The organism is Paenibacillus sp. PvP094, assembly GCF_040546835.1.
Lineage (GTDB): Bacteria > Bacillota > Bacilli > Paenibacillales > Paenibacillaceae > Paenibacillus > Paenibacillus illinoisensis.
Genome location: NZ_JBEPOM010000001.1, coordinates 5531660 through 5558410, shown reverse-complemented (window position 1 = coordinate 5558410; position 26751 = coordinate 5531660). Strand labels below are relative to the sequence as shown.

Below are 26751 nucleotides of genomic sequence, written 5' to 3'. Positions count from 1 at the left end.
GCCGAACTTACTATGTTCGGCTGTTTTTTAGTTGGATAATAAGTAAGGTATAGTTTACCGGGAAATTATTAGAATTCTTTTATGAACCAAATGAAGTCTTTGAGTATCTAATGAATAGATAGTTTGAGAAGGAGGGGAGATCTTCGTGGATTTAATTGAGAATGCAGAACTTGCGAGAAAAGGGGATAAGGAAGCATTTGTGTTATTAATACGAGCGGTACATCAGAGCCTCTTTGTTATCGCAAGATCAATTGTTAAGAACAACGAAGATTGTGCAGATGCGATGCAGGAGACCATTGCCAAAGCATTTTCTAATGTACATACACTGAAAGAGCCTGCTTATTTTAAAACATGGGTTATTCGGATATTGATTAACGAGTGCAATCAGATCAATCGAAAAAAGAAGCGAGTATCCCTCATTCCTTATGATTTAAGAAAGACATCTTATAAGGATGAGTACGAGCAAATTGAGCTGTTTGAGGTGATTGACGAACTGGATGTACAGCTTCAAACCATTGTCACGCTATTTTATATCGAGGATATGTCGGTCAAGGACATTTCCAACGTGCTCGAAGTTTCTGAAGGTACTGTAAAGTCACGTTTGTTCAGGGCAAGAAAGCAGCTATCGGAGCTTGTATTAGGGGAAGGAGAAGACAAATATGAGTTATCATGATCCAGTTGATCACAAGATAAAGCAATTTCTAAAGTCAAAAACACGAGACGTAATCATCCCTGATACAGTCCAATTAGCGGTGGAGGACGCTCTTTCTTCACTTTCTGAGCAAAAGTCGAAAAAGAAATCATACTTTATACAGTGGAGATGGGCTGCCGCAGTAATAGCACTCTTTTTTGCCATAGGTGCAATTACGATCTATACCGTACCAACATTTGCTGAAATGATCAGATCTTTGTTTGCCAAGGACAACCCCGATATCGGGCTGCTTCGAGCGCAGGAACTGGGGTTGGTGCATAATCCACATATTAAAGTGAAGGACAAAGGGTATACGCTTGTCATTGAGGAAGCTGTAGCAGATCCTACACGGGTGACAGTTGCACTTCAGCTTTTTGATAAAAAGGGAAAGCATGAACGCGAAAGGCTTATTCTTGGAGAACAAAACAACATAACGATTAAAGATGATAAAGGAAACACCGTGGGCAGCATGTATGATATGGGATATACAAATGATTTTTATTATATGGTTGAATTCTTTAGTGAGCCGCTGCAGACGGACAAGATTACGATCGAAGGGAATATTAATACGCTTGGTAACAGAAATGTACCTTCTATAGAAGGGAATTGGGATTTTAGCTTTGACCTGGATATGAAAGAGGCAAATAGCAAGACCCGAGTTGAGGAACTCTCTGGAACTTATACAACACCACATGGAATGACTGTCCATTTAAAAAGGATCACACGAATGGTACAGGGAGTACGATTCGAATTGGAGACCGAATTGGATGATGCAGCAATGGCAAGATCTCCCGGTGATTTGTGGGAAAAACAAGCACTTAGCTTTCACTTTGAGAACCTAGACAAAGAGGAAATACACTCAGTAAATCCAAGGAAACTTGGTTACATGGATAGCCTTATGACATTTGATTATAGTGTAATTGAAAAAGGAAAAATGCGATGGAGCTATACTTTTAAGTATCTCCCTGAGAATGAACCTTACCGTTTTGTATTGGATGGATACTCTATTGCTGAAGTGGATGGTAGCAAGTTTTCTTTTAGACCTGCGGAGTTATCCGAGCCCAAATCATTTAAGGTTTTGAAGGATAGAATAGACGTCATTGGGACTTCGTTGGAGAAATCACAAAGAGGAGACAAAACAGATGAACTGGCTGTCTTATTTTATGGGAGTATGGACAACGAAATTCGTCACGAGTTGTGGACTGCATATGATTCGGAGGGTAAACAGTATATCGTGAGTAAGAGAGGTGCATCGAGTCTGGAAAATAGTTTGCCCGATCAGTGGCGAAAGGGATTTATCAGCATGGGAGATCGTAACATGAAATCCCCTTATGAATTCCGAATTGAAGAATTAGATCATATTCCGGAGGAGCTCACCATGGAAAGGGAAGTAGTTGATAAACGATACAACGACCCTAACTGGTCCGTTTTACTAAATGATTAGCAAATAAACAAACTTATTCCCGAGATGGAGTAAGTTCGTTTTTTTTAGTGACTAATGAATGAGTTCAAAATTTGTGCCCATCCTGGCATCATACTTATTTTTTCTTTCTGTTCATACCAGGCAATGAACTAGTGACGATCATAACAACAATAAAAACGAATATTAATATGGTATTTGAAGGTATTTCTTTGAATATGTAATCTTGAACCAGTAGAACAATGATGGATATGGCTAGGATCACTCTCATGATTCGGGCCGATGAACGGCCCGGATCCTTGGAATGTTGGGATATAAGATATATGACATACCACAGCCCAAGAAATAAGAATATAGAACCTGTAATTACGCTTGCAAACATGTATGAACACCTTTCAAAGAGCAATTTCGTTAAACGATTCATTCAGATGACTTAATTAAAATCAGATGCTTACCGATTCTTGAGTTGAGATTGCTTTCTCGATGGCGAGAGACAAACGCACATCCTTAAGAGCTTCGGTCAGGGGATAAAAAGGGATATTCTCTCTCACAAAGGCAGACATGCGCGTCAAAATTTCAACCATAGCCAGCTCTTCATCGGAAAAAGGTACAGAAGAGAAGGGATTACGGTACAGGCACTCTTGTCCTGCGCGTAGCTCACGGAGGGAGAGCGGTCCCAGACTTCCTTCCATGCCGCTTTGAATTCGGTGGATGGAGTATGTATCATACGTATCGGTCCCCAAGCTGATCGTGACTTCGTTATCCCGTATCTCCCCATGGGACCCGCGAATCAGAACCCGGTTTTGACGGAGAGGCGAAAAGTATTGAGAACGGGTGAAGTCCAGCACAGCACTCTTGCCGTTATGAAAAGATAACATGGCGATCTCTTGAACTTCATTCTCGATTCGATCCTGGACTTGTCGACCGCGGTAAGGTACTTCCAGAATGGGAAGTTCGAAGCGGCGGCCGACAATTTCGCAGCTGATATCCGTGAGCGACAGCCAGTTTCGTATCAGACTGATCCCATGATAACCGTGTGCTACTGATGCTTGAACATGATGAACCTGCCCCAGTTTCCCTGACTGGATCAGGGACATCCGAGCGAGTTGATGCGGCAGCGGGGGATACTGTTCTGCAATTTGGATCTGACCGTTTTTCTCGGCAAAAGAGGACATTGTCCTCAAGCTTTCTACATCAAAAGCCGGCGGTGTTTCAACCAAGAGAGGAACCTGTAGTGTTACAAGTTCTTCAAGGACGGCAGGAACGGATGTTTTGGACACAGCAACCAGAAGAAAATCACAATGACGGGCCATTTCAAAAGATGACTCGAAAAGGGTGACGCCCCAACGTTTGGCAGCCTCCACATATTTGGACGGATTACGCACAGCTACGCCGCTGATCTTGAATACATGGGGGAGCTGCTTCGCGATCCGCAGATAAGCTTCTGCTCTCCAGCCAAATCCTATAATCCCAAAGCGAATGGGTTTACTCAAAAAAATCTCCTCACTTCTCATGCTTCTACTGAAAGAAATATGTATGTGTTTTACCTGTATTTTCTATTCAAGAATACCACGAAGCTAAGCATTTACAACGAAAGAATTGGAATAAGCATATGTAACACAAATATCAATAAGAGTCTGAACGTACGTTTAATCCATCTTATTTCGGAGTTAACCTACACAGCGATATGACAAAAAGCCCTGAGTTGTTCGATTTGAACAGATTCAGGGCTTAATAAGCTCTTAGTTGGAGAATGGGACGGATAGTTGTCCAATCGCAGCAGCAGTTTTAACCGGATACAACGCGACCTGATATTGCGGAATGGCTTCGATTCGGTAGAACTCGGCGATCTCGACTCCCTCAAAGCGCTCAATTTGTGCCTGATTGACAAAGGTATGGACCGTTCCTCTACGCTGCGGCGTTATGGATAAGTGTAATTCAGAGAATTCAAGCTGAGTGTAGAATTCTTTTAAGCCTATGGACCAGGTCTTACCATAAGAGATATGATCTGTTATGAGCCTGCCATTCAGGAACGCTTCGGCTACATCACCTTCATAATCGACCTCAAGCCATACATCGTGAACATGGGATGGCCATTCTCCGGCAAATTGCAGCAAGGCCGATTTTTCCGCTGGTTTCTTAATCAATACCTCTGGTGTATATTCAGGCAGGTCTATTGTATAGGTAGTGAAAAGAGTGGAACCCACGTGTTGACAATGAACAGTGCCGGAACTTTGGGTTTGCAAATCTTGCTCTGGCTTGGGGTACAGCGAAACAGCAATATGGGAAGATCCTGTCGATGTGCAGATAAGCTGATGATTACTGATCGTTACGGGACAATCGCTGATAACCAGCGTTGGTTGTCCCCATAGTTCAAAGGTGTATGCTTTTTGCGCTTCTTCTCTTGAAAGCACCACAAAACGTACGGTATCTCCAACTGTGGTTAGGAAGTTAACTGAATTATTTGTGTCCACGCTTGGTTGAATCACATAATAAGATCCGTGGTCCAATATTACACTTCCGCTGCACTGCACATCCTTTAGATTCGTTTTGGAAACGACGTATTCCGGTGTCATGCCTTCATGTGCATAGAAGAAAATCGTTTTGTCTTGATTTGTGTCGATCATGGTGAGCAGTGGAGCCGTTGCGCTAAGTAGGGACACGCCATGAAGTTCCAGATTGAACGGCAGCATCAATCCGATTCCTTCAGGAAGCTCAAGTTCACCTTCAGCAGGGAAGGCAACGCTGCCTTTGGAAGTTTCCAATTCGATTCGTATTTTACGGCGGGGCAGGTCGATCTGGTCCTGAAAATTATTCAGAAAAACAAAGCCTGAGCCGTCCTGATGTCTGACACACCAGCGTAGTGTCTCTGTATCTGTCGGATCGATGGTAGACTGTCCCTCAGGCAGAACCGTTTTCATCGGAGCAAGGACCGATCCGAAAGATTCAAGAAACAAAGAGATGGCGCGGATGCGGTCATAAGATGCACCGACTCTGCCGAACTCACCCAAGGGAGACTGGTAGTCATACGTAATTTTCGGCAAGAATTGCTCATTGAGATAACTCTTCTTGCCGACGGGGTTGGAGCCGCCATGATACATGTAATAACCGAGCAGATTGCTGCCGCTGGCCAGTTTGACAAGGGTCATGGCTTCAATACTGTTTTCCGGGACGTATGGCCTCACATTATAACTGACTTGCATACCACCAGCCATTTCGCAATACGCAACGGGATATTCAGGCGTGTCGAAATGAACGGGCTCCGCCGGAGTAATATGAAGATCGCGATATACAAATTCCTTGCTTGGAGGCTGGTCAGGCAGCCAGGACGTATAGGCGTAACCTGCAAGCATGGGCAAAAAGCCTTCCTCAGGAACGGCTGCCCCGCCCCAAGCGGTCGCCGTGAAGAACAGAGGACGAATGCCTGCTTCCTCGGCAATGCGGCGCAGTTCAGCCAGATGAGCTGTACCTCCAGTTCCGGAGGACAGAAACTTACCGGTTTTGTAACCCCAGGCTTCATTCGGTGCTCCGGCGTGCATGAATTCATTTTCCAACTGCACAGCTATAACGGGTCCTCCGTCCTGATACAGGCTGCCTTTCATCTGACTGGCGATTTCCCGATACAGTCTGCGTGTCAGCTTCAGATATCCGGGATCATTGGAGCGGATCTCAATAGGCTTGGAAACTACCCAATCCGGAATTCCTCCATTGCGAACTTCGCCGTGGCAGAATGGACCAATACGAAGGATGAGGGGCAGATCCAGTTTGGCACACAGATCGATGAAATGGCGCAGGTTTCGATTTCCACCCCATTCAAAAATCCCTTCTTCTTCCTCATGAAAATTCCAAAATACATATGTAGCGACGATATGAATTCCACCGGCCTTCATTTTCAGCAGCTCTTCTTCCCAGTACAAGTATGAAAACCTGGAGAAGTGAAATTCACCTACGATCGGGATGAAGGGCTCGCCATTACGAGTCATATAATAATTGGTGAATCCAAAGGCATCTCCTTTGGGATTGGTTCCACCATGCATACCCAATTTTCCCGGATGGATTTTCTTACGGTCTGCATCTATTAATGATAATTTTGAGATGTGGCTCATTGCTGGGACAACCTCCTTGTGATATGTTCTTTACGATGAATTCTACTGTGTTCAAAAATAAAAGAAATATCGATACAGCTACATTTTAAATGGAACAGATCATAGCGAGGTAGTGTGATAATGGCTGAAAAACATGCGGATTATGCTATAGTTGGACACAGGTCCTTTGGAATATTGATCGCAGGTCATTATAAGGAGTTGAACGGATATGAGATTCATCGACCAACAGGGAGTATCGACTGGTTACTAATGTATACGCTTTCCGGTGAAGGGGAAATACAGCATGGCAAGAATTCGATAACCTGCACAGCGGGAGATGTGGCAATTCTTATGCCAGGGCTTCCGCACCATTATAGAACGAAGCAGGATCATTGGGAATTTATATGGGTACACTTCATACCCGATCCCAATTGGAGTACTTGGTTGAAGCTTCCCGAAACGTCAGCTCGTTTCATCTACCAGCGGATTGTTTCGGAAGACGCACAGCGTGATTTGCAGAATGCTCTTCAAAGATTGGTGCGTCACGGATTTTCGGAAGGCCGTTCGGAACAATATCGCAGATTATCCGAGCTGGCCCTGGAGGAGACGTTGATTCACATTCAACATACCTATCCACCGGATGTTCCGGTGACTATAGATCCTCGAATTGCGGAGATCATGCGGTATCTGCAGATGCATCCTGCGCAGAAGATAAGCATACCGGAACTTGCGAACCGATGCTGTTTATCCACCTCACGCCTCTCTCATTTATTTAAGGAGCAGGTAGGGGATACGATTCTAAATACCGTTCACAAGTTCAGGTTGGAGAAGGCAGCACAGCTTCTCGCCGGAACGAACCGGCAAATCGCAGAGATCGCTGCGGATGTCGGATTCGACTGCGGTATACATTTTACAAGAAAATTCCGTGAAGCCTTTGGCGAGACACCATCAGCATTTCGGAAACGAAAAAATAACCTTCAAGTGTGATTGTTAGATTGTTCTAATAAGCTGCTGAAGTGGAAGGCAAACCAAATGAAACGTTTATAATGTAAAATACGGTTATAGTATCAGAGGAGGACAAGTGCAGCATGAACCTTTTTCACATCCAATCCACCATACACGGAACTGATCGAACTGCAGCCTTCCTGGAAGATAACTTTATCGGGATCGATTGGCCAGCTACAGGGGATTTGGAACAGCTGTCGGCTGAAGAATGGAAAGAGCAAATCGGGCAGCATTATGTAATACCTGAATCGGAACTGAGCGGGGTAATAGGTACCCTACAGACGTTTATAAACATCATACAGGATGGAGATCATGTCTTAATTCATGACGATGAGTGGGTATATGTTGGAGATGTGGGTGATTACTTTTACGATGACTCCGTTAGTATTAGAGAAGGTTCGATATGTCATCGGCGAGGCGTAACGTGGTTGGGGCGAATTCCACTGACAGAGATAAACGATAAGGTACGTGCTCTGATTTCGAATGCTTCCATCATTTCAACATTCGAGTATCCACTTTCACAGGCTCAATTGGATCCGTGGCTTACAAGAACTCCCGAAACGGAAACGGCAGTTCAACATTCGATTGGCGTAGATGACGGGACAGTACAGGAAGCTCTAGGTGTACTTAAGAATGCATTACAGAGCGAAGATGAAGAACTTCGTATTCGTGCGGCGACGGCCATTTTACAATATGCCAAAAAATAAAAAGAACCTGAACAGATAAGAAGTAACGAAAATTGAATTAGCAGACGTACGCACTTTCAATGCACATTACCCCTTATGTCTTTACAGAAAGAAGCACGCAAAGCCCTCATGAAAAAAGTGAGCTTTGCGTACTTTCGTACATATTATGAGGTTTCTTTGGATTGCATGCAGGCTGATTTGATCGTGTGTTCGATCAGCGTAGCGATGGTTACGGGACCCACTCCACCCGGGACGGGTGTAATGGCAGATGACGGAGTCAAGCAGGATGAATAGTCCACATCACCGATATTGCCTTTATTGTAACCTGCATCAATGACAACTGCACCAGGTTTAATCCAGCTTCCTTTTACAAAACAGGGTTTGCCAACGGCAGCAATCACGATATCTCCCGACTTCACGATTTCTTCCAGATGGACGGTTTTGGAGTGACAGGTAGTTACCGTTGCATTTCGGTTAAGCAGCATGGCTGAAACGGGCTTACCCAGAATTGGACTTCTTCCTATGACCACAGCATGCTTGCCTTCGATTGGAACGTTATAGAAATCCAGAATACGGATAATCGCTTGTGGTGTGCAGGAAGGGAATGCGGCGACTCCAAAAGCATTTAACGCAAATCCTAGGGTGGTAACTCCATCCACGTCTTTTTCTATGCTAATTGCATCAAAAGCTGCTCTTTCATCGATATGATGCGGTACCGGGTGCTGCAACAGAATGCCATGTACGGATACATCTTCATTTAATTTGGTTATTTCCTGAATTAATTGTTCCGTTGTCGTCTCTGCAGGCAAAACCACTTTAATGGAATGTACCCCTATTCGGGCACATGCATTGCCTTTCATTCGTACATACGTTTCTGAAGAGGGGTCATCACCAACCAAAATAGTAGCTAGACAAGGCGTGATTCCTTGCTCCTTCAGGATGGCAACCTTCGAAGTCATCTCTTCCTTCATGAAGTCCGCTACCGTTTGTCCATTCAACATTAGCTTCTCTGTACTCATGCTCATCATCGCCCTTTCCAAATAAAAAGAGGCAAGGAAATAAAACTTCCTTACCTCTGCCCAGGCGTACGGCTTGATTAGACATCATATGCTCCCTCACGGTTCACCGTGTTCGCCAGTTACATATGACCATATTAAATTGATAGTACTTCATTTTGAAATGTACATCAATCCTTTTAACTTTTAGCTATACTTGGAACTGTGTGCAGATTGGTATATACTTTTTTGAGTTAAGAAGATTAAAAGGAGATTATAAGTAGTGTATATTAAAAAATGGCTAAGTGCTGTACTCATTATTCTTGCGACGATGCTGTTCGCAGGTTGTTCACTAGAATCGCTATCTGTAGATGAATCGTCCCAGACTCATGCTGTCTTGAATCAATTTGACGAAGTTGCCAATTATCTTGCCGAGCATCAGGAACTTCCGGATAATTATATTACCAAGAAGGAGGCCAGAGCTTTAGGCTGGGAACCAAGTGAAGGAAATTTGCAAGATGTGGCCCCAGGCAAAAGTATCGGCGGTGATATATTTCAGAATCGGGAAGGCTTGTTACCCAAGAAAAAGGGAAGAACGTGGTACGAGGCAGATATCAATTATTCCGGGGGAACCCGGGGAAGTGACCGAATTCTCTATTCCAGTGATGGCTTAATATACAAGACAACCGATCATTATCGCACGTTTGAACAAATCAAATGACCAAAGGTAGGATGGTATGAAGACAGTAATCATTGATGGAAATGATATTCATGGAAAAGAAGAGCTGCATGATATTCTTCAGGCGAAGCTGGGGTTAGATGACTCTTACGGGCGGAATCTCGATGCGTTATGGGATGTCATTACAGGCTTCATTTCAATTCCACTAACCATTCAATGGGTTAATTTTGAGGCCAGCAGGGCTGTGCTTGGAGAATACGCTGATCAGCTAGTGGAGTTAATGCGTGACGCAGAAGAAGAGCTGGATCAGTTTCAATTGGATCTGAATATGTAAAAATCAAACGGGCAGTCCGCTGAGGACTGCTTTTTTTATTGTGCAACATGTTTCATGAGACTTCCGTTAATGAGTTTAGGAATATCCATAGGAGGTGAGGGTCATCCCAAGGAAGTTATTGTACTTCTTTTATGTTCTATCACTGGTTAGTCTGACTACATCTTGTGCAAGCACGTTTACGAATACAGAGGCTGATAACAGTCTAAGCGGACTATATCTTGCAGCATTGGAAGAGGTCATATCAACAGATTCAGCTCTTAATCGATCGATGGAGTATATATCAATAGACTATGATCGGACACCTGCATTAAGTGATTCTGATGGACAACATATAATGAAGTTCTTACGAACGAAATATAAGGTGGACGTTTATAACCTAACTTATGAACAATTGCTTAAGCAAGGTTTATATGAAAGTAATGAAAGCAATCTCCGAGGAATTTTACTGCGGATCGAAAAGTTTGAGCTGGCGGACGAGCAGAATGAGGCCACACTTGTGGTAAGTAAATATCGTTCGAATGAGGGTTCCATCGCTGTAAAAATAACGCTGCAGTATAGGGATAACAATTGGATGGTAGTTGATCATGTTACCTTGAAAGAGAGCTAATACTGGATAAGGATTGCGAGGCTATAAAGTTCTCCGAACACTAAACAATCTGTCTTAAAAGTCGCCCATGGCGGCTTTTTTTGATCCTTGGAATGGAAGTCTGTCTGCGGGGTTAAACATTCAATTTAACACATTTTAAAAAGAGAACCAGAATTAGCTTGTCAAATAGACTGCATCATGATAAAGTGATAACGATTATCAATATCAATTAAAAAGGGTGGGTTTACATTGTTGAGACGATCTAATTCGATCTTGCTTATTTTGGCACTAACCGTGCTGCTGGTACTAAGTGCATGCGGTCAAACCGCCACGACGAGTACAGCAACCGATGCAAGTGCAAACACGGCAGAGCAGACAACTGACTCAGCATCAGCAGCTGACTCAGCGTCAACTGACGAAGGGGAGACAGTTACATACCAATCGGATGCGGGAGAAGTTGAGGTACCCAAAACACCGCAGCGTGTCATTGATTTGACGTCGTTTACGACAGGATACTTTGTAGCACTGGATGTTCCCGTGGTAGGAGCTCTGTCTGGAGCAATGGGCAATAAGTATATTAAGGATCAATTGATAAGTGAAGGAACAACTGATCTGGGTGAGCAGCCTACAGCGGAACAGCTGGTAAGCCTCAAACCGGATCTGATCATTGCTTATACGGGCACAGAGGGCCTTGATCAATTGTCTCAAATTGCCCCTGTGGTGCAGATCCAATATGGCAAACTCAACTATAAAGATCTTATGCTTGAACTAGGCAAGCTAACGAATAGGGAAGATGCAGCGAAAGCCTGGGTTACAAACTGGGAAGCGCAGATTAGCGAATGGAAACCCAAAGTAGAAGCCGCAGTCGGTGACCGCACTGTCTCCATTCTGAATCCATACGCGAAGGGATTGTACGTATTTGGTCATAACTATGGTCGTGGCGGTGAAATCCTCTATGGTGAATTTGGCTTGAAGGCCCCTACCAAGGCTCAGGCAGAAGCGATTGACAGCGGAACAGGCTTTGCTTCGATCTCCATGGAGGTGCTGCCGGAATATGCAGGTGACATCATCTTTACAAGCCCGTGGTCGGGCGATACAAGTGATGCCGAAGTCGTATACAGCAATACATTGTGGGAGAATCTGCCTGCTGTTAAAGAAGGACATGTCTTCCAGCTGGATAAAACTTCGGACACATATAACGACCCTATCACTTTGGAAGGACAATTGAAATTTATTACGGACAGCTTGCTTTCTGTGAAGTAAGCAGTAGAAGAACACTCCTGACCGTCACGAAGTGACGGAGGAGTGTTATTTTTTATAGCTGAATTATAATACGTAGGATTCTCCATCCTCAGGAACAGCAATGTTACTGGTGATTCCTTTATCCTTCAAAAAGCTTCTTAAGTCTTCTCTGGAAAGACCCCAATGGTTAACTGCTTCCATGTGGACTACAATGATTTTCGCGTCTGGTGCAGCTTGGTATACTTTATAGATATCGTCTATGCCCATAACCAAGGAACCACCCTCCAGAAACTGATTATCTCCTCCATTAACAACAAGAACTTCAGGTTTGTGAGTGTGGATCACTTCTTGAACAGATTCGACCCAAACGGTGTCCCCTGCTACATATAAAGTCTGCTCACTAGTGTGTTTAAAGACTACACCACATACTTCGCCAGCAAGCTTCAAGACTTCTCCTCTCCCATGCTCCCCTTTTGTTTTAAAAAGTTGAATGCCCTGAAATACTGAATTTTCATGAAGAATCTCTACGTTGTTAAAGCCAGCATTTTTAACTTCAGACGCATCAGCTTCGTTCTGTACAAACATTTTGATGTCTTTGGGCAGCGCTTCTTTTGCGGCATCATCAAAGTGGTCCAAATGAAGATGGGTAACGATCACCGCGTCGATACCACGGACTATATTTTCAATAGTTGTCGGAAGGTCGACCAATGGATTCTTCTGATCCTGCCTCGCAGAATTTGGGAATGGAGGATACACACCCTTGTCAGCCAGGAATGGATCAATTAAAAAGTGTTGTCCTGCATATTCAACGATAATCGTAGCATTTCGGATTTGAGTTATTTTCATTGTAATTCTCCTTTGATCATGAATATATAAATAGCTTACACGCTCCGGATTTCTGCGTACATGCATAGAATCAAGTCTTTCTTCTCATTTACTTGAATAATGAAAGTATTTCTTTTCATGATGGGTTTGTATGTAGAATAGAGTAAGCTTTACTTATCTCATGAATTGGGTTTTCATTGGTGATGATACTAAATTAAAAGGGGTAGGATAACGAGTGCTCGATCACATAGATGAATTAATTATTAAAGAGCTGTCCGCGAACAGTCGCATTACGATGAAAAAGTTGGGGGAGAAAGTTCATCTAACTGGACAAGCAGCTGCTTCGAGAGTGTTGAAGCTTGAGGAAAACGGAGTTATTGAAAAATACACCGTCCAAGTAAATCAAGTCAAACTAAACTGTTTAATCCATGCGTTTATCACGATCAAACTGACGAATCCACATCATCAGTCGTTTCTGTCTTTTGTTAAAACTGAAAATGATTTTGTACTAAATAACTATAAAGTGAGCGGAAACGGATGCTACATTCTGGAGGCCAGATTTCCATCCAATGAAGTGTTGGATCAATTCCTTGTTCGTTTAAACGAACATGCGAACTATAGTCTATCCATTGTCATTAACAAGCAAAATTGAATAAGAAACAAGAATAAAGATGCCTGATCCCGCCAGCTCTGACCATCGGAGAGCACTGGATTTGGATCAAGCATCCTTATTATTAGTCTATACGTACGAGACATGATAGCGCTTTTTTGTCCGAATCATCGACTTAGTCATCGGAATACACAGTTGCGTTGAAACTTTCGGGTCCGAGTCGGACATTGCTTACGCCGGTATCCGGACCATAGGAGAATGTCGCATAGACAGAATAAACGAGTTGACCATTTCCCGGTGCAGTTACGTTATAATCGGAGCCCGTAAAACTGAGCACACACGGGCTAAAGAAAGGGTTGCCGAGGACAGTCTTTTCTGCACGATACACCAGCTGCTGCGAAGCTCCCAGACCACGATATACCTCAATGGCAAGAGAACCGTTGTTAAATAACTGATTGGCGGTTACCGTTACTATACCTGAGAAAAGTGTGCGGATGGTTGGTCCCGGATTACTTATTTGCAGTCCAACTTGGGCGAACAATAACGGAACGCCGTTTGTGAAACTGGGAGTGAGAACGCCCTGTCCCCCTTTAGAGCCTTGAGAAGTTCTTGCATCTAATGTCTTAACCATTTGAAGTCCTCCTTTCTTCGAAGCTAAGGAGTAATCGAAACGTAGAGTTAATCGTCGCTGTAAGCGACCGCATTGAAGCACTCCGGTCCAAGACGGGTGGCTTGTTCTGATGCGGATACAGGGACGAACGTTGCAAAGCAGGAGTAGATGATCTGCCCATTGGCTGGTGCAGGCACATTGTATTCTGAACCTTCAAAGCTCGCCAAAATCGTACTGTCGTTAGGAAACACAGGCTGGGAAACCACATAGATCGGTTGGCCCGTATAAGTTGCCCCTCTGAATATTTCAAAACGAATAGAAGAAGGCAAGGAAGACACATTGGACACCGAGATCCGATAGGTCCCATTAAATTGCGTTCGAATGATCGGCCCCGGATTGAAAATATTGAGTCCAACAACTCCGAGCAGGGTAGGTGTATTTGCGCCAAGTGGGACGTTGAGCGGGGTAATGCCTGCTGACCCCAGTGACGTACGGGCGTCAAGTGTACGAACCATAGCAATTCCTCCAATCTATCATTTTGTCATATGATATGTTGCTCAGTGGAAGGAGTTGTCCGCTTAGCGGCAAGAACTTTAAGCTGCTCCAGAGAGATACAGCATGAATCAAACGAATTTTTATTTGGAGACTTGAAACGAACGTGTATACTTGAGGAAAAGAGTAAGTTGCCAATTAAACCAACGGACTAACTTTATTCTATATAGGAGGAATTTACTTGAAAGAATTTGAAGATTTTCTGGCACGGATGGATAACCCCGAACAGCGTGCCCGAGCCGAAGAAGTGCTGAATTGGGTGGCTGCGAAATTTCCTAACCTCAAGGCCAAGATTGCATGGAATCAGCCAATGTTTACTGATCACGAGACCTTCATTATTGGATTCAGCGTTGCCAAACAGCATATGGCGATTGCTCCCGAGAAGGCAGGCATTCTTCAGTTTTCAGATGAGATTGTGGAGGCTGGCTATGATCATACGAAGGAATTGATTCGAATCAAATGGAGTCAACCCGTGGATTTTTCTCTGCTGGAGAGAATCATTGCTTTTAATATTACAGACAAGGCAGACTGCTCGACTTTTTGGCGGAAGTAAAAGCAAAGCATGATATAACGGCGTTTCACGAATGACACTAGTTAAGTAAAGTTTAATTAGAAAGGTGTGAGCCAGATGGGGCAACATACGGGTAATCAAACTAAAGGTGATATCGAAGAGACATCTGCTGAAGAGACTGCAGGATATGGCTTGAGCGATACACCGGATTCATTAATGGAAGCGTTCATGGAGGCTGAGTATATCGTTGGCGGTCATGGCAGTCGCAAAATCAAGGTTCTCCAGGAAGCATTTCAGCACATTGATGGTGAGATGTACAGCGATCATTACGGGAGCGGAGAAACCATTGAACATTTCCAGCGGCAGATGGCTGATGTACTGGGCAAGGAGGCTGCCATCTTTTTCCCAAGTGGAACGATGTCACAGCAGATAGCGCTGCGGATTTACTGTGATCAAAAGGGACTGAAGCGTGTAGCTTATCATCCCCTGTGTCACATTGAAATTCATGAAGAGAATGCGTTGAAGGAGCTTCATCAGATTGAAGCGGTGCTGCTTGGTGACAAGGATCGATTGATACGATTGGAAGATGTACAAGCTATCGAAGGCGACATAGCCTGTCTATTGCTTGAATTGCCCCAGCGGGAGATTGGCGGCCAGCTGCCTGCATATGAAGAACTCGAAGCCATCTCGGCTTACTGCCGTGAACGCGGAATCAAGCTGCATTTGGATGGAGCCAGACTGTTTGAGATCACACCTTACTATCAGAAGTCGGCAGCAGAGATCTGCAGCTTGTTTGATAGTGTGTATGTGTCTTTCTACAAAGGCATTGGCGGTATTGCAGGAGCCATACTGGCTGGAGATACGGATATGATTAAGGAGTCCCGAGTTTGGAAACGCCGGTTTGGCGGGGATCTGATCGGTCTGTATCCTTATATTCTAAGTGCCCAATATTATTATGATCAACGTATCAATAGAATGGGAATCTATTATGAACAAGCGAAGCAGCTCGCTTCATTGCTGAATCAATGTTATGGAGTACGCACGCTGCCCGAAGTACCCGTGTCGAATATGTTTCATGTGTACATCGAACGAACCCCAGCTGAGGCTGAACCGATTCTCAGCAGAATGACGCAGCAGTTTGGAATAGGGTTAACTTCGTATCTAAACGAAAACAGCGAGACCGGGCATTGTTCATTTGAACTTTCTCTGGGAGACCGATATGAAACCGTACCGGAAGATAGGCTGCAATCTGCTCTGATATGGCTGGATGAACAGCTGCGTTCGGATGGTCCGAAGCGCTGAGTAGACTTCATTGTGAAATTTAAGGAAAACGTTCGAATTGGAAAAATCAGTCTTTAGTCGGAGGCGTGGGAAGATGATGTCCGTATAATTATGATTTGAAGGGAGACGTCAGATCATTAAAGTATGGACATCTTTACGACAAATGGAGGTTGAGGGGATTGAATAGGCAAGTCCAAGGCACTAATGCACCAAGCCTGTTTCGCAATCGGTTTCTTCAGACAATCTTGTTATCCAGCGTTCTCCTACAGATCGGCATCTGGGTTCGGAATTTTGCAATTCTACTGTATGTGGCAGAGACAACGAATAATGATCCATACGCCATTTCACTCATTAGTGTGGCCGAGTTTGCCCCGATTTTTGTGTTTTCGTTCATCGGAGGTACCTTTGCTGATCGCTGGCGGCCAAAACGAACGATGATATGGTGTGATGTATTATCTGCTGTATCGGTATTTGCAGTTCTCCTGACCATACATTATGGCTCATGGCATTCCGTCTACCTTGTTGCATTTATTTCGGCAATTCTGTCGCAGTTCTCCCAACCTTCAAGCATGCGATTGTTTAAGTATCATGTTGCAGAAGAACAGCTGCAGCAGGGCATGGCTCTATTCCAATCGCTGATGGCCATCTTTATGGTGCTTGGCCCGATGCTTGGCACCTTCGTATACAGCACGTTTGGCCTGGAAATATCCATCGCTGTTATGGGCATCGTTTTCCTGCTGTCCGCACTCGTTCTTGTTCGTCTGCCCGAGGATCAGATGCAGACACAAACGGCTGCGGTTAAAGGGCAGTTCCGAAAAGAATTCGTGGAAGGGTTTCGTTACGTTTGGCAAAGTCAGGTGCTCCGGATGCTCGGGCTAGCGTTTATACTTGCTGGTCTCTCCGTTGGCGTAGCTCAAGCGCTCAACCTGTTCATTGTTACCGAGCAGCTTGGCAGGAGCAAGGAATTCCTGCAATATCTTCTGATGGTGAATGGTGCAGCTATGCTAATTGGTGGGGGAATAGTAGCCACATTTGCGAAGAAGGTTCCACCACAAATTCTGCTGGCGATTGGAATGGTAGCCGGTGCGGTATGTACAGCCATCGTGGGTTACTCGACAAGTGTCCCCGTCACGCTGACCGTTCAATTTCTGAATGGACTGGTGTTCCCTTGCATTCATATAGGAATCAGCACCATGATTCTGAAATGGTCGGAGGCTTCCATTGTCGGCCGCGTGAATGGCGTCTTGAATCCGATGTTTGTAGGCATGATGGTCATTTCCATGTCCTTCGCAGGGGCGTTAAAAGATACCTTTTCACTGAGCACCATCTACAGCGGAGCAGGGTTTCTATTTCTCATAGGTGCATTGGCCATGATTCCAATCATGAACCACAAAGCACCGGATAAATTACCGCAAGTGGCCCAAGAGGTGTAATACAGCAGCAGCTTCATATATGCAATTCACAGGAATCGGCATGAAGTGCCGGTTCTTTTTTGTCTTTCACGATGAAGTAACCTTGCATATAACCAACGGTTCATACAAAATGAGATGGAAGGATTTCTATACTGAGGTCGTTCGACTCGACTGATTCATTGCAGCGAGGATGGAGTAAACTCAGAGAACGATAATGGAGGAAACAGATCATGACGTTAGAAGAATTAACGGAATACTGCTTGTCGTATCCCAGTTCATATGAGGATCATCCATTTGGAGAAGGATGGACGGCGATACGCCATCAAGGAAACCAAAAATTATTTGCACTCATATTGCACAACTACAACGGACATGTCAGTGTGAATCTGAAGTGTGATCTGGAACGTTCAGATTTCCTGCGAAACGCATTCCCGGAGGTGATTCCCGGTTACCATATGAACAAGGAACACTGGAACACCGTTAATGTGGAAGGTAATCTGCCTGTAGAGGATGTGCAAGGAATGATTAAGCACAGTTACGAATTGACAAGGCCCAAGCGGGTAAAAAAGAAGAGCGAAGCTTAGTGCAGGATATTAGATCCCCATTAAGTTGAAGTCAAAAGGTTAAAAGACAAAAACCCACCTTGTTAGGTGGGTTTCTTTGGGTGGCATTTAAGAAAATGAGCTCCGGTTGTAAAAGCTGTTTAGCCTTTGACTGCTCCAGCCGTGAGGCCGCTTACGATGTATTTCTGACCAAATAAGTACAGGATGAATACGGGCAGCGAAGTCAGTACAAGATTGGCAAAAATCAAATTCCAGTCCCGGCTGTACTTGCCGTAAAAATTGTAGATCGAAAGCGGCATCGTCCACGTGGAGCTGTCTGTCAGGAAGTAAACCGGAATCGTGATGTCATTCCATACCGACATGAACACCATGATGGCTACCGTCGCGTTAACAGGCAGAATGAGTGGCGTGACGATCCGGAAGAATACGCCGAACACGCTTGCACCTTCCAGAAATGCAACCTCGTCGAGCGCTCTTGGAATGGTTTTGATAAAACCACTGTACAAGAATACACTGAATGCCGTATTAAGAGCGGCATAGATCAGGATAACGCTTGTAATGCTTCCATAGAAGCCCAAGCCCTGTACAACCCGAATCGTTGTAATGATCGACATTGGAGCAATGAGTCCCATGAAGAAATACATATAGATCGCTCCGGAGACTTTCGTTTCTCTGCGAGCAAGAATGAATGATGCAGCTGAAGATGCCACAATATTGATTACCGAGGATACGCCAGTAATCCAGATACTGTTGAGAAAAGCCCTCGATAGGCCGCCTTCTTCGAAGACCCGCACGTAGTTCGAGAACTGCCATGTATCAGGTAAACTAAGGGAGAAGCTGAGTACCTCTGCGCTTGTTTTGAATGAACCGAAGATCAGAATCACGAGCGGCAGGAGAACAATCAGGGAGGCCAGAATTAGAAATCCTTCCACAATGTAATTGCGGATGGCAAGTTTGCGAGTATAGCCCATGTTATTCGGTAACCTCCTTACGACGCATAAAAATCAGCAGCGGAATGGCGATGATGGTGACAACGACGAACAGCAGTGTGTTGACTGCGGTACCGAGTCCCCAGTTGCCTTCACCGAAGGAGCGCAAAATAATGGTACCCACAACCTGAGAAGCATTACCCGGACCTCCGCCGGTCATGACGTAGACTTCCGAAAATACTTTGAGTCCACCAATTAGGGTCAGCATCAGGTTGATATTAATGGCTGGCAGCAGCAGTGGCAGCGTGATTTTAAAGAAGCTTTTCCATGAGCTAGCCCCGTCAATGGTAGCCGCTTCGTAGTATTCCTGGGAAATGGATTGCAGCCCGGCCAGATAGATGGCCATTTGAAATCCGGCGCTTTGCCAAATGGAGACGATGGCGATGGTCCAGATGACGATGGACGGATTGGTCAGCCAAGCCTGGCTTAATGAGTGCAAGCCTACAGCTTCGAGCAAGTTGTTAATCGTGCCTTCGGTTCGCAGCATCGGTGTAAACAAAATACTGATGACGAGAATGCTCAGTATGGAAGGGGAGTAAAAGATGGCACGCAGCAGATTTTTGGTTCTTAATCTCATATTAAGTCCTACGGCCAGCAATAGACCGATGACATTTTTGCCAACGACAGTGACAATCGCGAAGATCGCCGTATTTTGCAGTGCCAGAATCAGCGTTTTGTCAGAGAAGATCTTCTTGAAATTGTCCCAGCCAATGAACTGAAGTTCCAGTCGATCCAGCCGCCAATCCGTAAATGAATAGTAGAATCCTGCGATGGCAGGGATGACGAAAAAGATGGAGTAGATCAGCAATGCCGGATAGATCATGTAGTACGAATACAGATTTTTAGCCCTTTTCATGTCTCACGCTCCGTTATAGCTCGGGCAGCATAGATAACAAGATTCTATGCTGCCCGGTTTTTTATCTTCTTAGAAACCGGCTACACCTTTGTCTTGCATCAGCTGGCTGAACTTCTCGCCCCACGCCTTCAGTACTTCTTCCGGTGTCAATCCGCCTGCAAATTGATCCTGCAGCAATCTGTACAGTTCACTGCGGTCAACGAGCATATAAGCATCAGTAGTTAGCACCGTTTTCTTAGGCGTAATGTAATTGTCTACGATATCCTGTTTATAGGCAGGCAGCTCAGGCGTTGTTACGTCACTGAAATTGGATACATAACCTTTCGAATCAACGATCTGCTGAGCAACGTCCTTCGAAGCAATAAAGTCCAGGAACTGTTTGGCTTCTTCCAGATGTTTGGATTTCTTCGGAATGAACAGTTGCCCGCCGAGTGGACTCGCACCCAGACTCGCATCCTGGGAAGACGGAATTGGGAAGACGCCGAGTTCCATGCTAGGATCCTGCTCGGCCACACCTTCGATCAACCAGTCACCCATAAACATCATGGCGACTTCCTTGTTCAGGAATTTACCCACGGCCATATCGTAGCTGTCACTAAGCACGTCTGTGTTGGTGTAGCCTTTGGTGTATACTTCGTACTGCTGCTCCAGAAAGGTTTTGAACTCCGGAATATCGGACCATTTTTTCTTATTGCTGTTCAGGTCATCAAAAAACGTAGGATCATTCTTGGCTACAAAGTCAGCAAAAGCTGCTGCAGGCCAGATGTTGGCTGCCCAGGCATCTTTGTAAGGCATAAACACGGGTGTGATGCCGCTCGCCTTGATTTTTTCGCATATAGCCAGAAACTCTTCGTAGTTTGTCGGAATGGACAAACCAAGGTCTTCAAAGATCTGTTTGTTGTAAACAACCCCTTGCATGCCTGTATCCTGGCTGACATGGAAACTGTAGAGATGACCCCCGGAAGAAAGGACGTCCTTGTTCACAATTCTGCTCGCCCAAGGCTCGTTATCCAGAATTTCAAAATTACGTTCCAGGTTCAGGTCCGTCACAGCACTCGCCAGGTTGTATTGAATGATATCAGGCGTTTCATCAACAGCCAGCTTGGTTTGCAGTACGGTCGTGGTCTGTTCTGCTGGAATAAGCTGCAGATTCACACGTACATTTGTCTGTTTTTCAAACTCATCCAGAATGTCCTGCTGAATAAAGGCAGAGTCCTGCGAGCTTTTGGAGATGGCGAGTTCCAATGTGACCTTGGAACCTTTGCTGTCTCCGCCAGCAGCTGTTCCGGAATCACTTCCTCCAGATCCGCATGCGGTTAATGATATGGATAACAAACTGGCCAAAACGATGGATGCTGCTTTTTTTCTTTTATGATTCTTCAATGCAAATCCCCCTCTAAAACGTTTAATGAATCCGTTTACAAACTCGATTATAAGTTTTTATCTGTTCCCGGTACATGTCTGTGCTTGAACGTTCATGTGTAATATTCTGAACTTGAAATCGCTATCATTTCAAACGTTCACATGATACAGTAGGACATAAATGGTTGAGAGACGCATCATGTTGGGGGAACAGGAGGACATTTGGAAGGATGATAAAGCTGATACATCGGGCAACTCAATTCAGTTTGCAAACGAAGGTATTCTTGACATTTCTGGCCCTGCTAATGTTCGTGCTGGGCTGTTTTATCGTTTATGTAAACGTTATCGTTATCCGCCCGCTGAAACTAAAAACGGAGCAGGATATGCTAGTGACAGCGACTAAAGTCAGAGAGCAGGTTGATCTCTATGTTGAGCAGCAGAACCAGTTGTCCCAGCGAATTTTGGCCAGCAAGGATATCTTTGCAACGATGGAGAAGAGTTCCTCGGCTCACAGTAATTACGAGAGGCTGAATCAGATCCGGAAGCTGAAAGACATCATGTTTCAGGCCATCGGACCCAGCATGAATATGAAGGACATGACGATCTATGACAAGGAAGGGGTGCTGCTCACCTCGTACCTGGGAAGTGGAGATCTTCCCGCCATGCTCAGCAGCATGATGGCTAACAGCGGTGATGGACGAGAGTGGGAAGGGAACGGATTCATTCTGGTGCGCCAAGAGGATACGATCTCCTTTGTCCGCACAATCAATGATCAGAACGGGAAGGTGTACGGTTATCTGAGTATTCAAATGGATCAGGCTTATATCCAAAAACTCACTGAAGGAATTGCTGCAGGCGAGGTGTATATTCTGAATCAGCAAGGTAATCAAATGACCGGATCGGAATCAGGAACCACGTTGTCGAAATGGACCAAGCCGTTATCCGACGAAGGATTGGACGTGGACAAACAGAACAACTATGTCACGCATTCGACCTCCCCCAGCACGGGATGGATTACCTATATCGTTACACCGAAACAGTCGGTACTAGGCTCGATCCATTCGGTACAAAGCATGTCGATCCTATTGATTACAGCCTTGATGTTGGTGTCTTTTGTGTACATCCTCTTGACCACACGCAATTTGCTGCTTCCGATCCGCAAGCTTCGCAGTCAGATCTGGCGTATCAATTACAGCAACATGAATCTGAAGGTGGATGAGAGACCGAAGAACAATGACTTGCTGCTGCTGAATGAAGCTTTTCAGGATTTGATGGAACGATTGCAGCAATCCATAGACCGGGAAAAGGCAGCCTTGCATGAAGAAGTCATGGCGCGCAATTCGGCTTTGCAAGCTCAGATTGCTCCTCATTTTATACACAACGTCCTGTATCTCATCAGCATCGCAGCACAGGAGGGAAAGACCAAGGTTGTATCGGATATGTGCAAACATCTCTCGGACAGTCTGCGCTATATTGTCTCCTCGCCTTACGCACATGTGACTTTGGCAGATGAGCTGGAGCATACCAGACATTACTTATCACTTGTACAGCAGAAGTATGAAGAAGATCTGGAGTGGGAGATTCATGCCGACGCTTTGGCGAGTGAAATTCGACTTCCGAGGCTGGTCATTCAACCTTTTGTAGAGAATTGCATTGAACATGCCTTTTCCAATACGGCACCGCCTTGGCGCATTCAAATTACGGTGAAACAGTATAACGGACTATGGGCTCTGGAGATTAAAGATAACGGAGAAGGCTTCACACTTGATAAAATTCAGGAAATCCTCGCGAAGGTTCAGGAATCCGCTGCTGGAGAGAACCATCTTCTCAATCATCCAACGTCCCTTGGTAATATGGGGATGCTCAATAGCATCAACAGGCTTAAACTGATGTATAGCAATCGGCTTTTTTTCAACATTTTCAACAATCACGCACATGGCGACAACGGAGCCACCATTCAAATCATCGGCTCGCTGACAAAGGATTTTTACTAGGCAAAGGGGAGACATGTGATGTATAACATCATGATTGTAGAGGACAGCAAACCAATACTGCGTAATATAAAAATGCTTTTGGATGCGCTTAACCTGCCCATTCATGTGGTGGCTACGGCAACGAATGGAGAGGATGCCCTGGCTGCAATTCAGCTTGAACCCATTGATCTGCTACTGACCGATATTCGGATGCCGAAGATGGATGGGTTATCGTTGATTGAGCAAGCGAAGAGGGTGAACCCGGACTTGAAAGTGATTCTGATTAGTGGTTATAGCGACTTTGAATACACACGAAAAGCGCTCAACCTGCAGGTGTTCGACTATTTGCTGAAACCGGTGGAGCAAGAAGCGTTAGAAGAGGTCATGAGACGGGTGATTAACCAGCTTGATCAACAGAAATCCAAAAAACTGAATGACTTGCAAGAGATTGTCGACCCTCAGTGTTATGCTGAAGTGCAAAAGGGGGAGGATTTATCGCTGTTTTCTCAGATGATGATCATTTTGCGTAAGCAGCCATTTACACCAGGGAAGGAACTATGGACACAGCAGACGCTTCTTGGCTTCGTGGAGGTTCTCTTTGCCCCGCAGCCTTGTCATGTGTTACAGAGTCGAACGCCGAATCAATTTATCGTTTTCGTAAACAAGGGAGCACTTGCTGCTTATTCCTCCATGCATGAATGTCTGGAATCATTACGGAGGCATTTGGTTACGTATCAAATGGATGTGATGATTGGAGGGCAGCTGCTCTCCACTGATTCGGGACATCTGCCAGAAGTCTACCATCAAATAACGTCGATACTGTCTGCACAGCAGCGGTTGAACCAAGGATTGGCACTTGATACTGGAAATCCAGTTTCGACGGCCAGGCTGGAATCAGGGTGTCTGGATTCCACCTTGGAATCCACATTTGTGCAAATGATACAGGCTTATCAGAAAGATCGGTTTGCTCTGAAGCTCTCCGAGCTGCTGGACCGATGGTCGGAGCAGCATGTGCATGTGAGAGAGGTGGAACGTTTCATTGGATTATTGGTGGATACATTCGCTCATTTGTACGAAGAACAAGGATCGGGGATCAGGCTTGGTCTTGAGCATCGGGCCAAACAGCTCTTGGAAGCACCGACATATGCAGACTTCTGCCAGGAACTACAGGAATGGACAGGGCAGTGTTTTGATATGCTGCAGTCGCATATCCGAAAAAGCAAGGAGCTCTTATTCGAGCAGATGGATGAGTACATCAAGCTTAATAAATATTCCCATTTATCCATCAGCGACATTGCTTTGAAGTTTCACGTCAGTCCATCTTATGTTAGCAGAGTGATCAAAAACGTAACGCAAGCCACTTTTGTTCAGTATTATACCCGGCTGAGAATTCAGGAAGCCTGCAGGCTGATGGAACAGCAACCTGATATGAAGTTTAAGGAATTATCGGACCTTCTATCCTTCAGTGATCAGCATTATTTCTCTAAGGTGTTCAAGGAGTATACAGGATACAGCCCTACGGAATACAAAGAATTGATACCTACCAATGGCTATCATAATTAAATTCATGTACGAAAGAAATATAATGGAATCTGTAATTTTGCAGTAAAAAATAGCAAAAAACCTAGCTCCGAAAGGAAACTAGGTTTTTGTTGTTTCTTTAGTTGGTCACCGATTGCCCCATCTTATTCATTTTATGGATATCTTCCGTCCCTGCTGCGATGGCGGTTTTATAATAGGCGCATTTGTGTTCAATGACTTCCATGGTCTTTCTCAGTTCTTCCATTTGTGCTTCCACACTGGCTTTACGTTCAATGAACATGTCGTATCTCTCCTGCAGTGTGGAGTCGCCTTCGGAACACCATTCAATGAAATCCTTGATATCCTTAATTGGCATACCAGTGAGTTTCAGGCACTGAATAATTTTCAGAAAATCAATGTCCGATTCTTTAAACTTGCGCACTCCGCTTGGGGTACGTTCGACAAAAGGCATAAGTCCTTCCTTATCATAATAACGCAATGTATATACGGTGAGATTCAATTCTTTGGCAACTTCGCTAATTGAGTATGTCATACAGGTCTCCTTTACTTACGGCATAGACTTCGAGTTAACTCTAGCTTCTGTGGGGAATCTTATCACGGTAAATACAGGATGTCAAAGTCAGCAAAGACATAATGGGGATTTAGAAATATCTTTATCTATTTCTATAAAAAAATTTAGAAAAGATATTTGACCTAGAGTTAACTAGAGGGATTAAGATAATTTTGCGAGAGAAAAAGAAGGAATGATTGGTCAATGTATCAATTGTGATTCTTGCCCCTGGATGGGTGTGTTCTCTTGGAAAATGAACATCTTAGGAGGTTTTAATGATGATAACTGCTAAAGCACGTGCTGTGGACGGACCGGATCAATCGTTCCGGTCAGCTGAAATTAAACGACGCGATCTGGACACACATGATGTCCTGATTGAAATCAAATATGCCGGCATTTGTCACTCTGACATTCATACGGCTCACGGTGAGTGGGGTCCTGTGAATTATCCGCTTGTTCCTGGTCATGAAATTGCAGGAATTGTGACGGAAGTAGGAAGCGAAGTTTCCAAATATAAAGTCGGTGATCGAGTAGGCGTAGGCTGTATGGTTGACTCCTGTGGGGAATGCGAAAATTGTCGCCGAGGCGAAGAGCAGTATTGCCTCAAAGGCAATATTCAAACGTACGGTGGGGTTGATAAATACGGTGAACCCACACAAGGTGGATATTCGACTCACATCGTTGTAACCGAAAATTTCGTTATTCGGATTCCGGATAACATTGCACTCGAAGCCGCTGCACCGTTACTTTGCGCAGGTATCACGACATACTCTCCGCTTCAACATTGGGGAGCAGCTCCAGGGAAAAAAGTAGCGATTGTAGGTATGGGCGGTCTCGGCCATATGGCTGTCAAAATTGCACATGCTATGGGTGCTGAGGTGACTGTTCTGTCCCAATCCCTGAGTAAAAAGGAAGATGGTTTGCAGTTTGGTGCAAACCACTATTACGCCACAAGTGAAGCTGAAACGTTCGAGAAGCTTGCGGGTTCTTTTGATCTGATCATTAACACGGTAAGTGCCAATATCGACATTAATGCTTATTTCGGATTGCTCACGCTGGATGGCACACTTGTAAACGTAGGTGCACCTGGTGAGCCTCTCGCAGTAAACGTCATGTCATTAATCGGCCACCGTCGTTCATTTGCCGGATCCATGATTGGTGGCATACGTGAGACCCAGGAAATGATGGACTTCTGTGCGGAACATGATATCACACCTCAAATCGAAGTGATCTCGGCTGATCAAATCGACGAAGCTTACAAACGCGTTCTTGCTTCGGATGTGAAGTACAGATTCGTTATTGATACAAGCACGATGTAAGTGCTGAATTGAAATTAAACTTCATATAAAAAGACTGTGAGGATGTCTCCAAAGTGTTAACTTTGAGGACATC

General features: G+C 44.7%; 26 protein-coding genes and 1 riboswitch. Of the genes, 16 read left to right on the top strand and 10 right to left on the bottom strand.

From position 1 onward, the window contains the following. The first annotated feature begins 145 nt into the window (after window positions 1-145). Entirely contained in the window at window positions 146-673 is a 528-nt protein-coding gene (locus tag ABIC22_RS25220) for a sigma-70 family RNA polymerase sigma factor (RefSeq protein ID WP_154893204.1), read from the top strand. Further along, window positions 660-2135, top strand: a complete 1476-nt coding sequence (locus ABIC22_RS25215; protein ID WP_354484663.1) for a DUF4179 domain-containing protein — start codon at window positions 660-662, stop codon at window positions 2133-2135. Before ABIC22_RS25220 ends, ABIC22_RS25215 begins: the two co-directional genes overlap by 14 nt. Window positions 2136-2554: 419 nt before the next feature. On the opposite strand, the gene ABIC22_RS25210 is transcribed toward ABIC22_RS25215, so the two are convergent. Continuing rightward, entirely contained in the window at window positions 2555-3604 is a 1050-nt protein-coding gene (locus tag ABIC22_RS25210; protein WP_354484661.1) for a Gfo/Idh/MocA family protein, read from the bottom strand. Between the two features lie 249 nt (window positions 3605-3853). Then, the gene (locus ABIC22_RS25205; RefSeq protein WP_354484659.1) at window positions 3854-6217 is read right to left on the bottom strand and encodes a beta-galactosidase; all 2364 of its coding nucleotides are present in this window, start codon (window positions 6215-6217) and stop codon (window positions 3854-3856) included. A 120-nt stretch (window positions 6218-6337) separates the two neighbouring features. Between ABIC22_RS25205 and ABIC22_RS25200 the strand changes: the two genes are divergently transcribed. After that, window positions 6338-7183 (top strand): helix-turn-helix domain-containing protein, encoded by an 846-nt coding sequence (locus ABIC22_RS25200; protein ID WP_354484657.1) that lies wholly within the window; start codon window positions 6338-6340, stop codon window positions 7181-7183. A 101-nt stretch (window positions 7184-7284) separates the two neighbouring features. After that, the gene (locus ABIC22_RS25195; protein WP_354484655.1) at window positions 7285-7908 is read left to right on the top strand and encodes a hypothetical protein; all 624 of its coding nucleotides are present in this window, start codon (window positions 7285-7287) and stop codon (window positions 7906-7908) included. A 143-nt stretch (window positions 7909-8051) separates the two neighbouring features. On the opposite strand, the gene ABIC22_RS25190 is transcribed toward ABIC22_RS25195, so the two are convergent. Continuing rightward, window positions 8052-8906, bottom strand: coding sequence for a bifunctional 5,10-methylenetetrahydrofolate dehydrogenase/5,10-methenyltetrahydrofolate cyclohydrolase (locus ABIC22_RS25190; protein WP_354484653.1), 855 nt, complete (start codon window positions 8904-8906; stop codon window positions 8052-8054). Between the two features lie 51 nt (window positions 8907-8957). Next, window positions 8958-9039: riboswitch (ZMP/ZTP riboswitch) on the bottom strand. A gap of 174 nt (window positions 9040-9213) precedes the next feature. On the opposite strand from ABIC22_RS25190, the gene ABIC22_RS25185 reads away from it, so the two are divergent. The 4 genes from ABIC22_RS25185 to ABIC22_RS25170 all read left to right on the top strand — a co-directional run bounded on the left by ABIC22_RS25185 (window position 9214) and on the right by ABIC22_RS25170 (window position 11744). Further along, the gene (locus ABIC22_RS25185; RefSeq protein WP_354486090.1) at window positions 9214-9603 is read left to right on the top strand and encodes a ribonuclease; all 390 of its coding nucleotides are present in this window, start codon (window positions 9214-9216) and stop codon (window positions 9601-9603) included. A 16-nt stretch (window positions 9604-9619) separates the two neighbouring features. Next, a complete protein-coding gene (locus ABIC22_RS25180) occupies window positions 9620-9895 on the top strand; it encodes a barstar family protein (RefSeq protein WP_154893198.1) in 276 nt (91 codons plus the stop codon). 334 nt (window positions 9896-10229) lie between these two features. Further along, window positions 10230-10502, top strand: coding sequence for a hypothetical protein (locus ABIC22_RS25175; protein WP_354484651.1), 273 nt, complete (start codon window positions 10230-10232; stop codon window positions 10500-10502). Between the two features lie 228 nt (window positions 10503-10730). Beyond that, window positions 10731-11744, top strand: a complete 1014-nt coding sequence (locus ABIC22_RS25170) for an ABC transporter substrate-binding protein (protein WP_354484649.1) — start codon at window positions 10731-10733, stop codon at window positions 11742-11744. Window positions 11745-11807: 63 nt separating this feature from the next. Here ABIC22_RS25170 and ABIC22_RS25165 read toward each other — a convergent pair whose 3' ends face one another. Then, window positions 11808-12569 (bottom strand): MBL fold metallo-hydrolase, encoded by a 762-nt coding sequence (locus ABIC22_RS25165; RefSeq protein WP_154893195.1) that lies wholly within the window; start codon window positions 12567-12569, stop codon window positions 11808-11810. Between the two features lie 214 nt (window positions 12570-12783). On the opposite strand from ABIC22_RS25165, the gene ABIC22_RS25160 reads away from it, so the two are divergent. Beyond that, entirely contained in the window at window positions 12784-13200 is a 417-nt protein-coding gene (locus ABIC22_RS25160) for an Lrp/AsnC family transcriptional regulator (RefSeq protein WP_127535781.1), read from the top strand. Between the two features lie 133 nt (window positions 13201-13333). On the opposite strand, the gene ABIC22_RS25155 is transcribed toward ABIC22_RS25160, so the two are convergent. Together ABIC22_RS25155 and ABIC22_RS25150 are read right to left on the bottom strand one after the other, a co-directional pair. Beyond that, the gene (locus tag ABIC22_RS25155) at window positions 13334-13789 is read right to left on the bottom strand and encodes a hypothetical protein (protein WP_127535780.1); all 456 of its coding nucleotides are present in this window, start codon (window positions 13787-13789) and stop codon (window positions 13334-13336) included. Window positions 13790-13836: 47 nt separating this feature from the next. Further along, entirely contained in the window at window positions 13837-14283 is a 447-nt protein-coding gene (locus ABIC22_RS25150) for a hypothetical protein (protein ID WP_354484646.1), read from the bottom strand. Between the two features lie 248 nt (window positions 14284-14531). On the opposite strand from ABIC22_RS25150, the gene ABIC22_RS25145 reads away from it, so the two are divergent. The 4 genes from ABIC22_RS25145 to ABIC22_RS25130 all read left to right on the top strand — a co-directional run bounded on the left by ABIC22_RS25145 (window position 14532) and on the right by ABIC22_RS25130 (window position 18108). Next, window positions 14532-14873, top strand: coding sequence for an iron chaperone (locus ABIC22_RS25145; RefSeq protein ID WP_371859914.1), 342 nt, complete (start codon window positions 14532-14534; stop codon window positions 14871-14873). Between the two features lie 150 nt (window positions 14874-15023). Beyond that, the gene (locus ABIC22_RS25140) at window positions 15024-16133 is read left to right on the top strand and encodes a threonine aldolase family protein (protein ID WP_354486088.1); all 1110 of its coding nucleotides are present in this window, start codon (window positions 15024-15026) and stop codon (window positions 16131-16133) included. Between the two features lie 158 nt (window positions 16134-16291). Next, window positions 16292-17545, top strand: a complete 1254-nt coding sequence (locus tag ABIC22_RS25135; protein WP_127535776.1) for an MFS transporter — start codon at window positions 16292-16294, stop codon at window positions 17543-17545. A gap of 209 nt (window positions 17546-17754) precedes the next feature. Continuing rightward, entirely contained in the window at window positions 17755-18108 is a 354-nt protein-coding gene (locus tag ABIC22_RS25130; RefSeq protein ID WP_354484644.1) for an MmcQ/YjbR family DNA-binding protein, read from the top strand. A 119-nt stretch (window positions 18109-18227) separates the two neighbouring features. Here the strand turns inward: ABIC22_RS25130 and ABIC22_RS25125 are convergent, their stop codons facing one another. The 3 genes from ABIC22_RS25125 to ABIC22_RS25115 form a co-directional block, all read right to left on the bottom strand. Continuing rightward, on the bottom strand, window positions 18228-19058 hold the full coding sequence (locus ABIC22_RS25125) for a carbohydrate ABC transporter permease (protein WP_095287216.1): 831 nt from the start codon (window positions 19056-19058) through the stop codon (window positions 18228-18230). Between the two features lies 1 nt (window position 19059). Then, a complete protein-coding gene (locus ABIC22_RS25120) occupies window positions 19060-19932 on the bottom strand; it encodes a carbohydrate ABC transporter permease (RefSeq protein WP_095287215.1) in 873 nt (290 codons plus the stop codon). Between the two features lie 69 nt (window positions 19933-20001). After that, a complete protein-coding gene (locus ABIC22_RS25115; protein ID WP_354484642.1) occupies window positions 20002-21315 on the bottom strand; it encodes an ABC transporter substrate-binding protein in 1314 nt (437 codons plus the stop codon). A gap of 209 nt (window positions 21316-21524) precedes the next feature. Here ABIC22_RS25115 and ABIC22_RS25110 point away from each other — a divergent pair, with 209 nt between their 5' ends. Both ABIC22_RS25110 and ABIC22_RS25105 read left to right on the top strand, forming a co-directional pair. After that, on the top strand, window positions 21525-23288 hold the full coding sequence (locus ABIC22_RS25110; RefSeq protein WP_354484640.1) for a cache domain-containing sensor histidine kinase: 1764 nt from the start codon (window positions 21525-21527) through the stop codon (window positions 23286-23288). Between the two features lie 18 nt (window positions 23289-23306). Then, a complete protein-coding gene (locus ABIC22_RS25105; protein ID WP_354484638.1) occupies window positions 23307-24830 on the top strand; it encodes a response regulator in 1524 nt (507 codons plus the stop codon). A 97-nt stretch (window positions 24831-24927) separates the two neighbouring features. On the opposite strand, the gene ABIC22_RS25100 is transcribed toward ABIC22_RS25105, so the two are convergent. Then, window positions 24928-25341: a MerR family transcriptional regulator gene (locus tag ABIC22_RS25100; protein WP_127535771.1), complete on the bottom strand. Its 414-nt coding sequence runs from the start codon at window positions 25339-25341 to the stop codon at window positions 24928-24930. 296 nt (window positions 25342-25637) lie between these two features. Here ABIC22_RS25100 and ABIC22_RS25095 point away from each other — a divergent pair, with 296 nt between their 5' ends. After that, a complete protein-coding gene (locus ABIC22_RS25095) occupies window positions 25638-26678 on the top strand; it encodes an NAD(P)-dependent alcohol dehydrogenase (RefSeq protein WP_127535770.1) in 1041 nt (346 codons plus the stop codon). Window positions 26679-26751 lie beyond the last annotated feature (73 nt).

What these genes read in the sequence shown, in the direction of transcription:
- ABIC22_RS25205 (WP_354484659.1), bottom strand. Translation starts at nt 6,217, where the DNA reads ATGAGCCACATCTCAAAATTATCATTAATAGATGCAGACCGTAAGAAA.
- ABIC22_RS25145 (WP_371859914.1), top strand. Translation starts at nt 14,532, where the DNA reads ATGGATAACCCCGAACAGCGTGCCCGAGCCGAAGAAGTGCTGAATTGG.
- ABIC22_RS25185 (WP_354486090.1), top strand. Translation starts at nt 9,214, where the DNA reads ATGCTGTTCGCAGGTTGTTCACTAGAATCGCTATCTGTAGATGAATCG.
- ABIC22_RS25180 (WP_154893198.1), top strand. Translation starts at nt 9,620, where the DNA reads ATGAAGACAGTAATCATTGATGGAAATGATATTCATGGAAAAGAAGAG.
- ABIC22_RS25100 (WP_127535771.1), bottom strand. Translation starts at nt 25,341, where the DNA reads ATGACATACTCAATTAGCGAAGTTGCCAAAGAATTGAATCTCACCGTA.
- ABIC22_RS25200 (WP_354484657.1), top strand. Translation starts at nt 6,338, where the DNA reads ATGGCTGAAAAACATGCGGATTATGCTATAGTTGGACACAGGTCCTTT.
- ABIC22_RS25110 (WP_354484640.1), top strand. Translation starts at nt 21,525, where the DNA reads ATGATAAAGCTGATACATCGGGCAACTCAATTCAGTTTGCAAACGAAG.
- ABIC22_RS25155 (WP_127535780.1), bottom strand. Translation starts at nt 13,789, where the DNA reads ATGGTTAAGACATTAGATGCAAGAACTTCTCAAGGCTCTAAAGGGGGA.
- ABIC22_RS25195 (WP_354484655.1), top strand. Translation starts at nt 7,285, where the DNA reads ATGAACCTTTTTCACATCCAATCCACCATACACGGAACTGATCGAACT.
- ABIC22_RS25165 (WP_154893195.1), bottom strand. Translation starts at nt 12,569, where the DNA reads ATGAAAATAACTCAAATCCGAAATGCTACGATTATCGTTGAATATGCA.
- ABIC22_RS25150 (WP_354484646.1), bottom strand. Translation starts at nt 14,283, where the DNA reads ATGGTTCGTACACTTGACGCCCGTACGTCACTGGGGTCAGCAGGCATT.
- ABIC22_RS25125 (WP_095287216.1), bottom strand. Translation starts at nt 19,058, where the DNA reads ATGGGCTATACTCGCAAACTTGCCATCCGCAATTACATTGTGGAAGGA.
- ABIC22_RS25120 (WP_095287215.1), bottom strand. Translation starts at nt 19,932, where the DNA reads ATGAAAAGGGCTAAAAATCTGTATTCGTACTACATGATCTATCCGGCA.
- ABIC22_RS25130 (WP_354484644.1), top strand. Translation starts at nt 17,755, where the DNA reads ATGACGTTAGAAGAATTAACGGAATACTGCTTGTCGTATCCCAGTTCA.
- ABIC22_RS25215 (WP_354484663.1), top strand. Translation starts at nt 660, where the DNA reads ATGAGTTATCATGATCCAGTTGATCACAAGATAAAGCAATTTCTAAAG.
- ABIC22_RS25190 (WP_354484653.1), bottom strand. Translation starts at nt 8,906, where the DNA reads ATGAGTACAGAGAAGCTAATGTTGAATGGACAAACGGTAGCGGACTTC.
- ABIC22_RS25095 (WP_127535770.1), top strand. Translation starts at nt 25,638, where the DNA reads ATGATAACTGCTAAAGCACGTGCTGTGGACGGACCGGATCAATCGTTC.
- ABIC22_RS25105 (WP_354484638.1), top strand. Translation starts at nt 23,307, where the DNA reads ATGTATAACATCATGATTGTAGAGGACAGCAAACCAATACTGCGTAAT.
- ABIC22_RS25175 (WP_354484651.1), top strand. Translation starts at nt 10,230, where the DNA reads ATGAAGTTCTTACGAACGAAATATAAGGTGGACGTTTATAACCTAACT.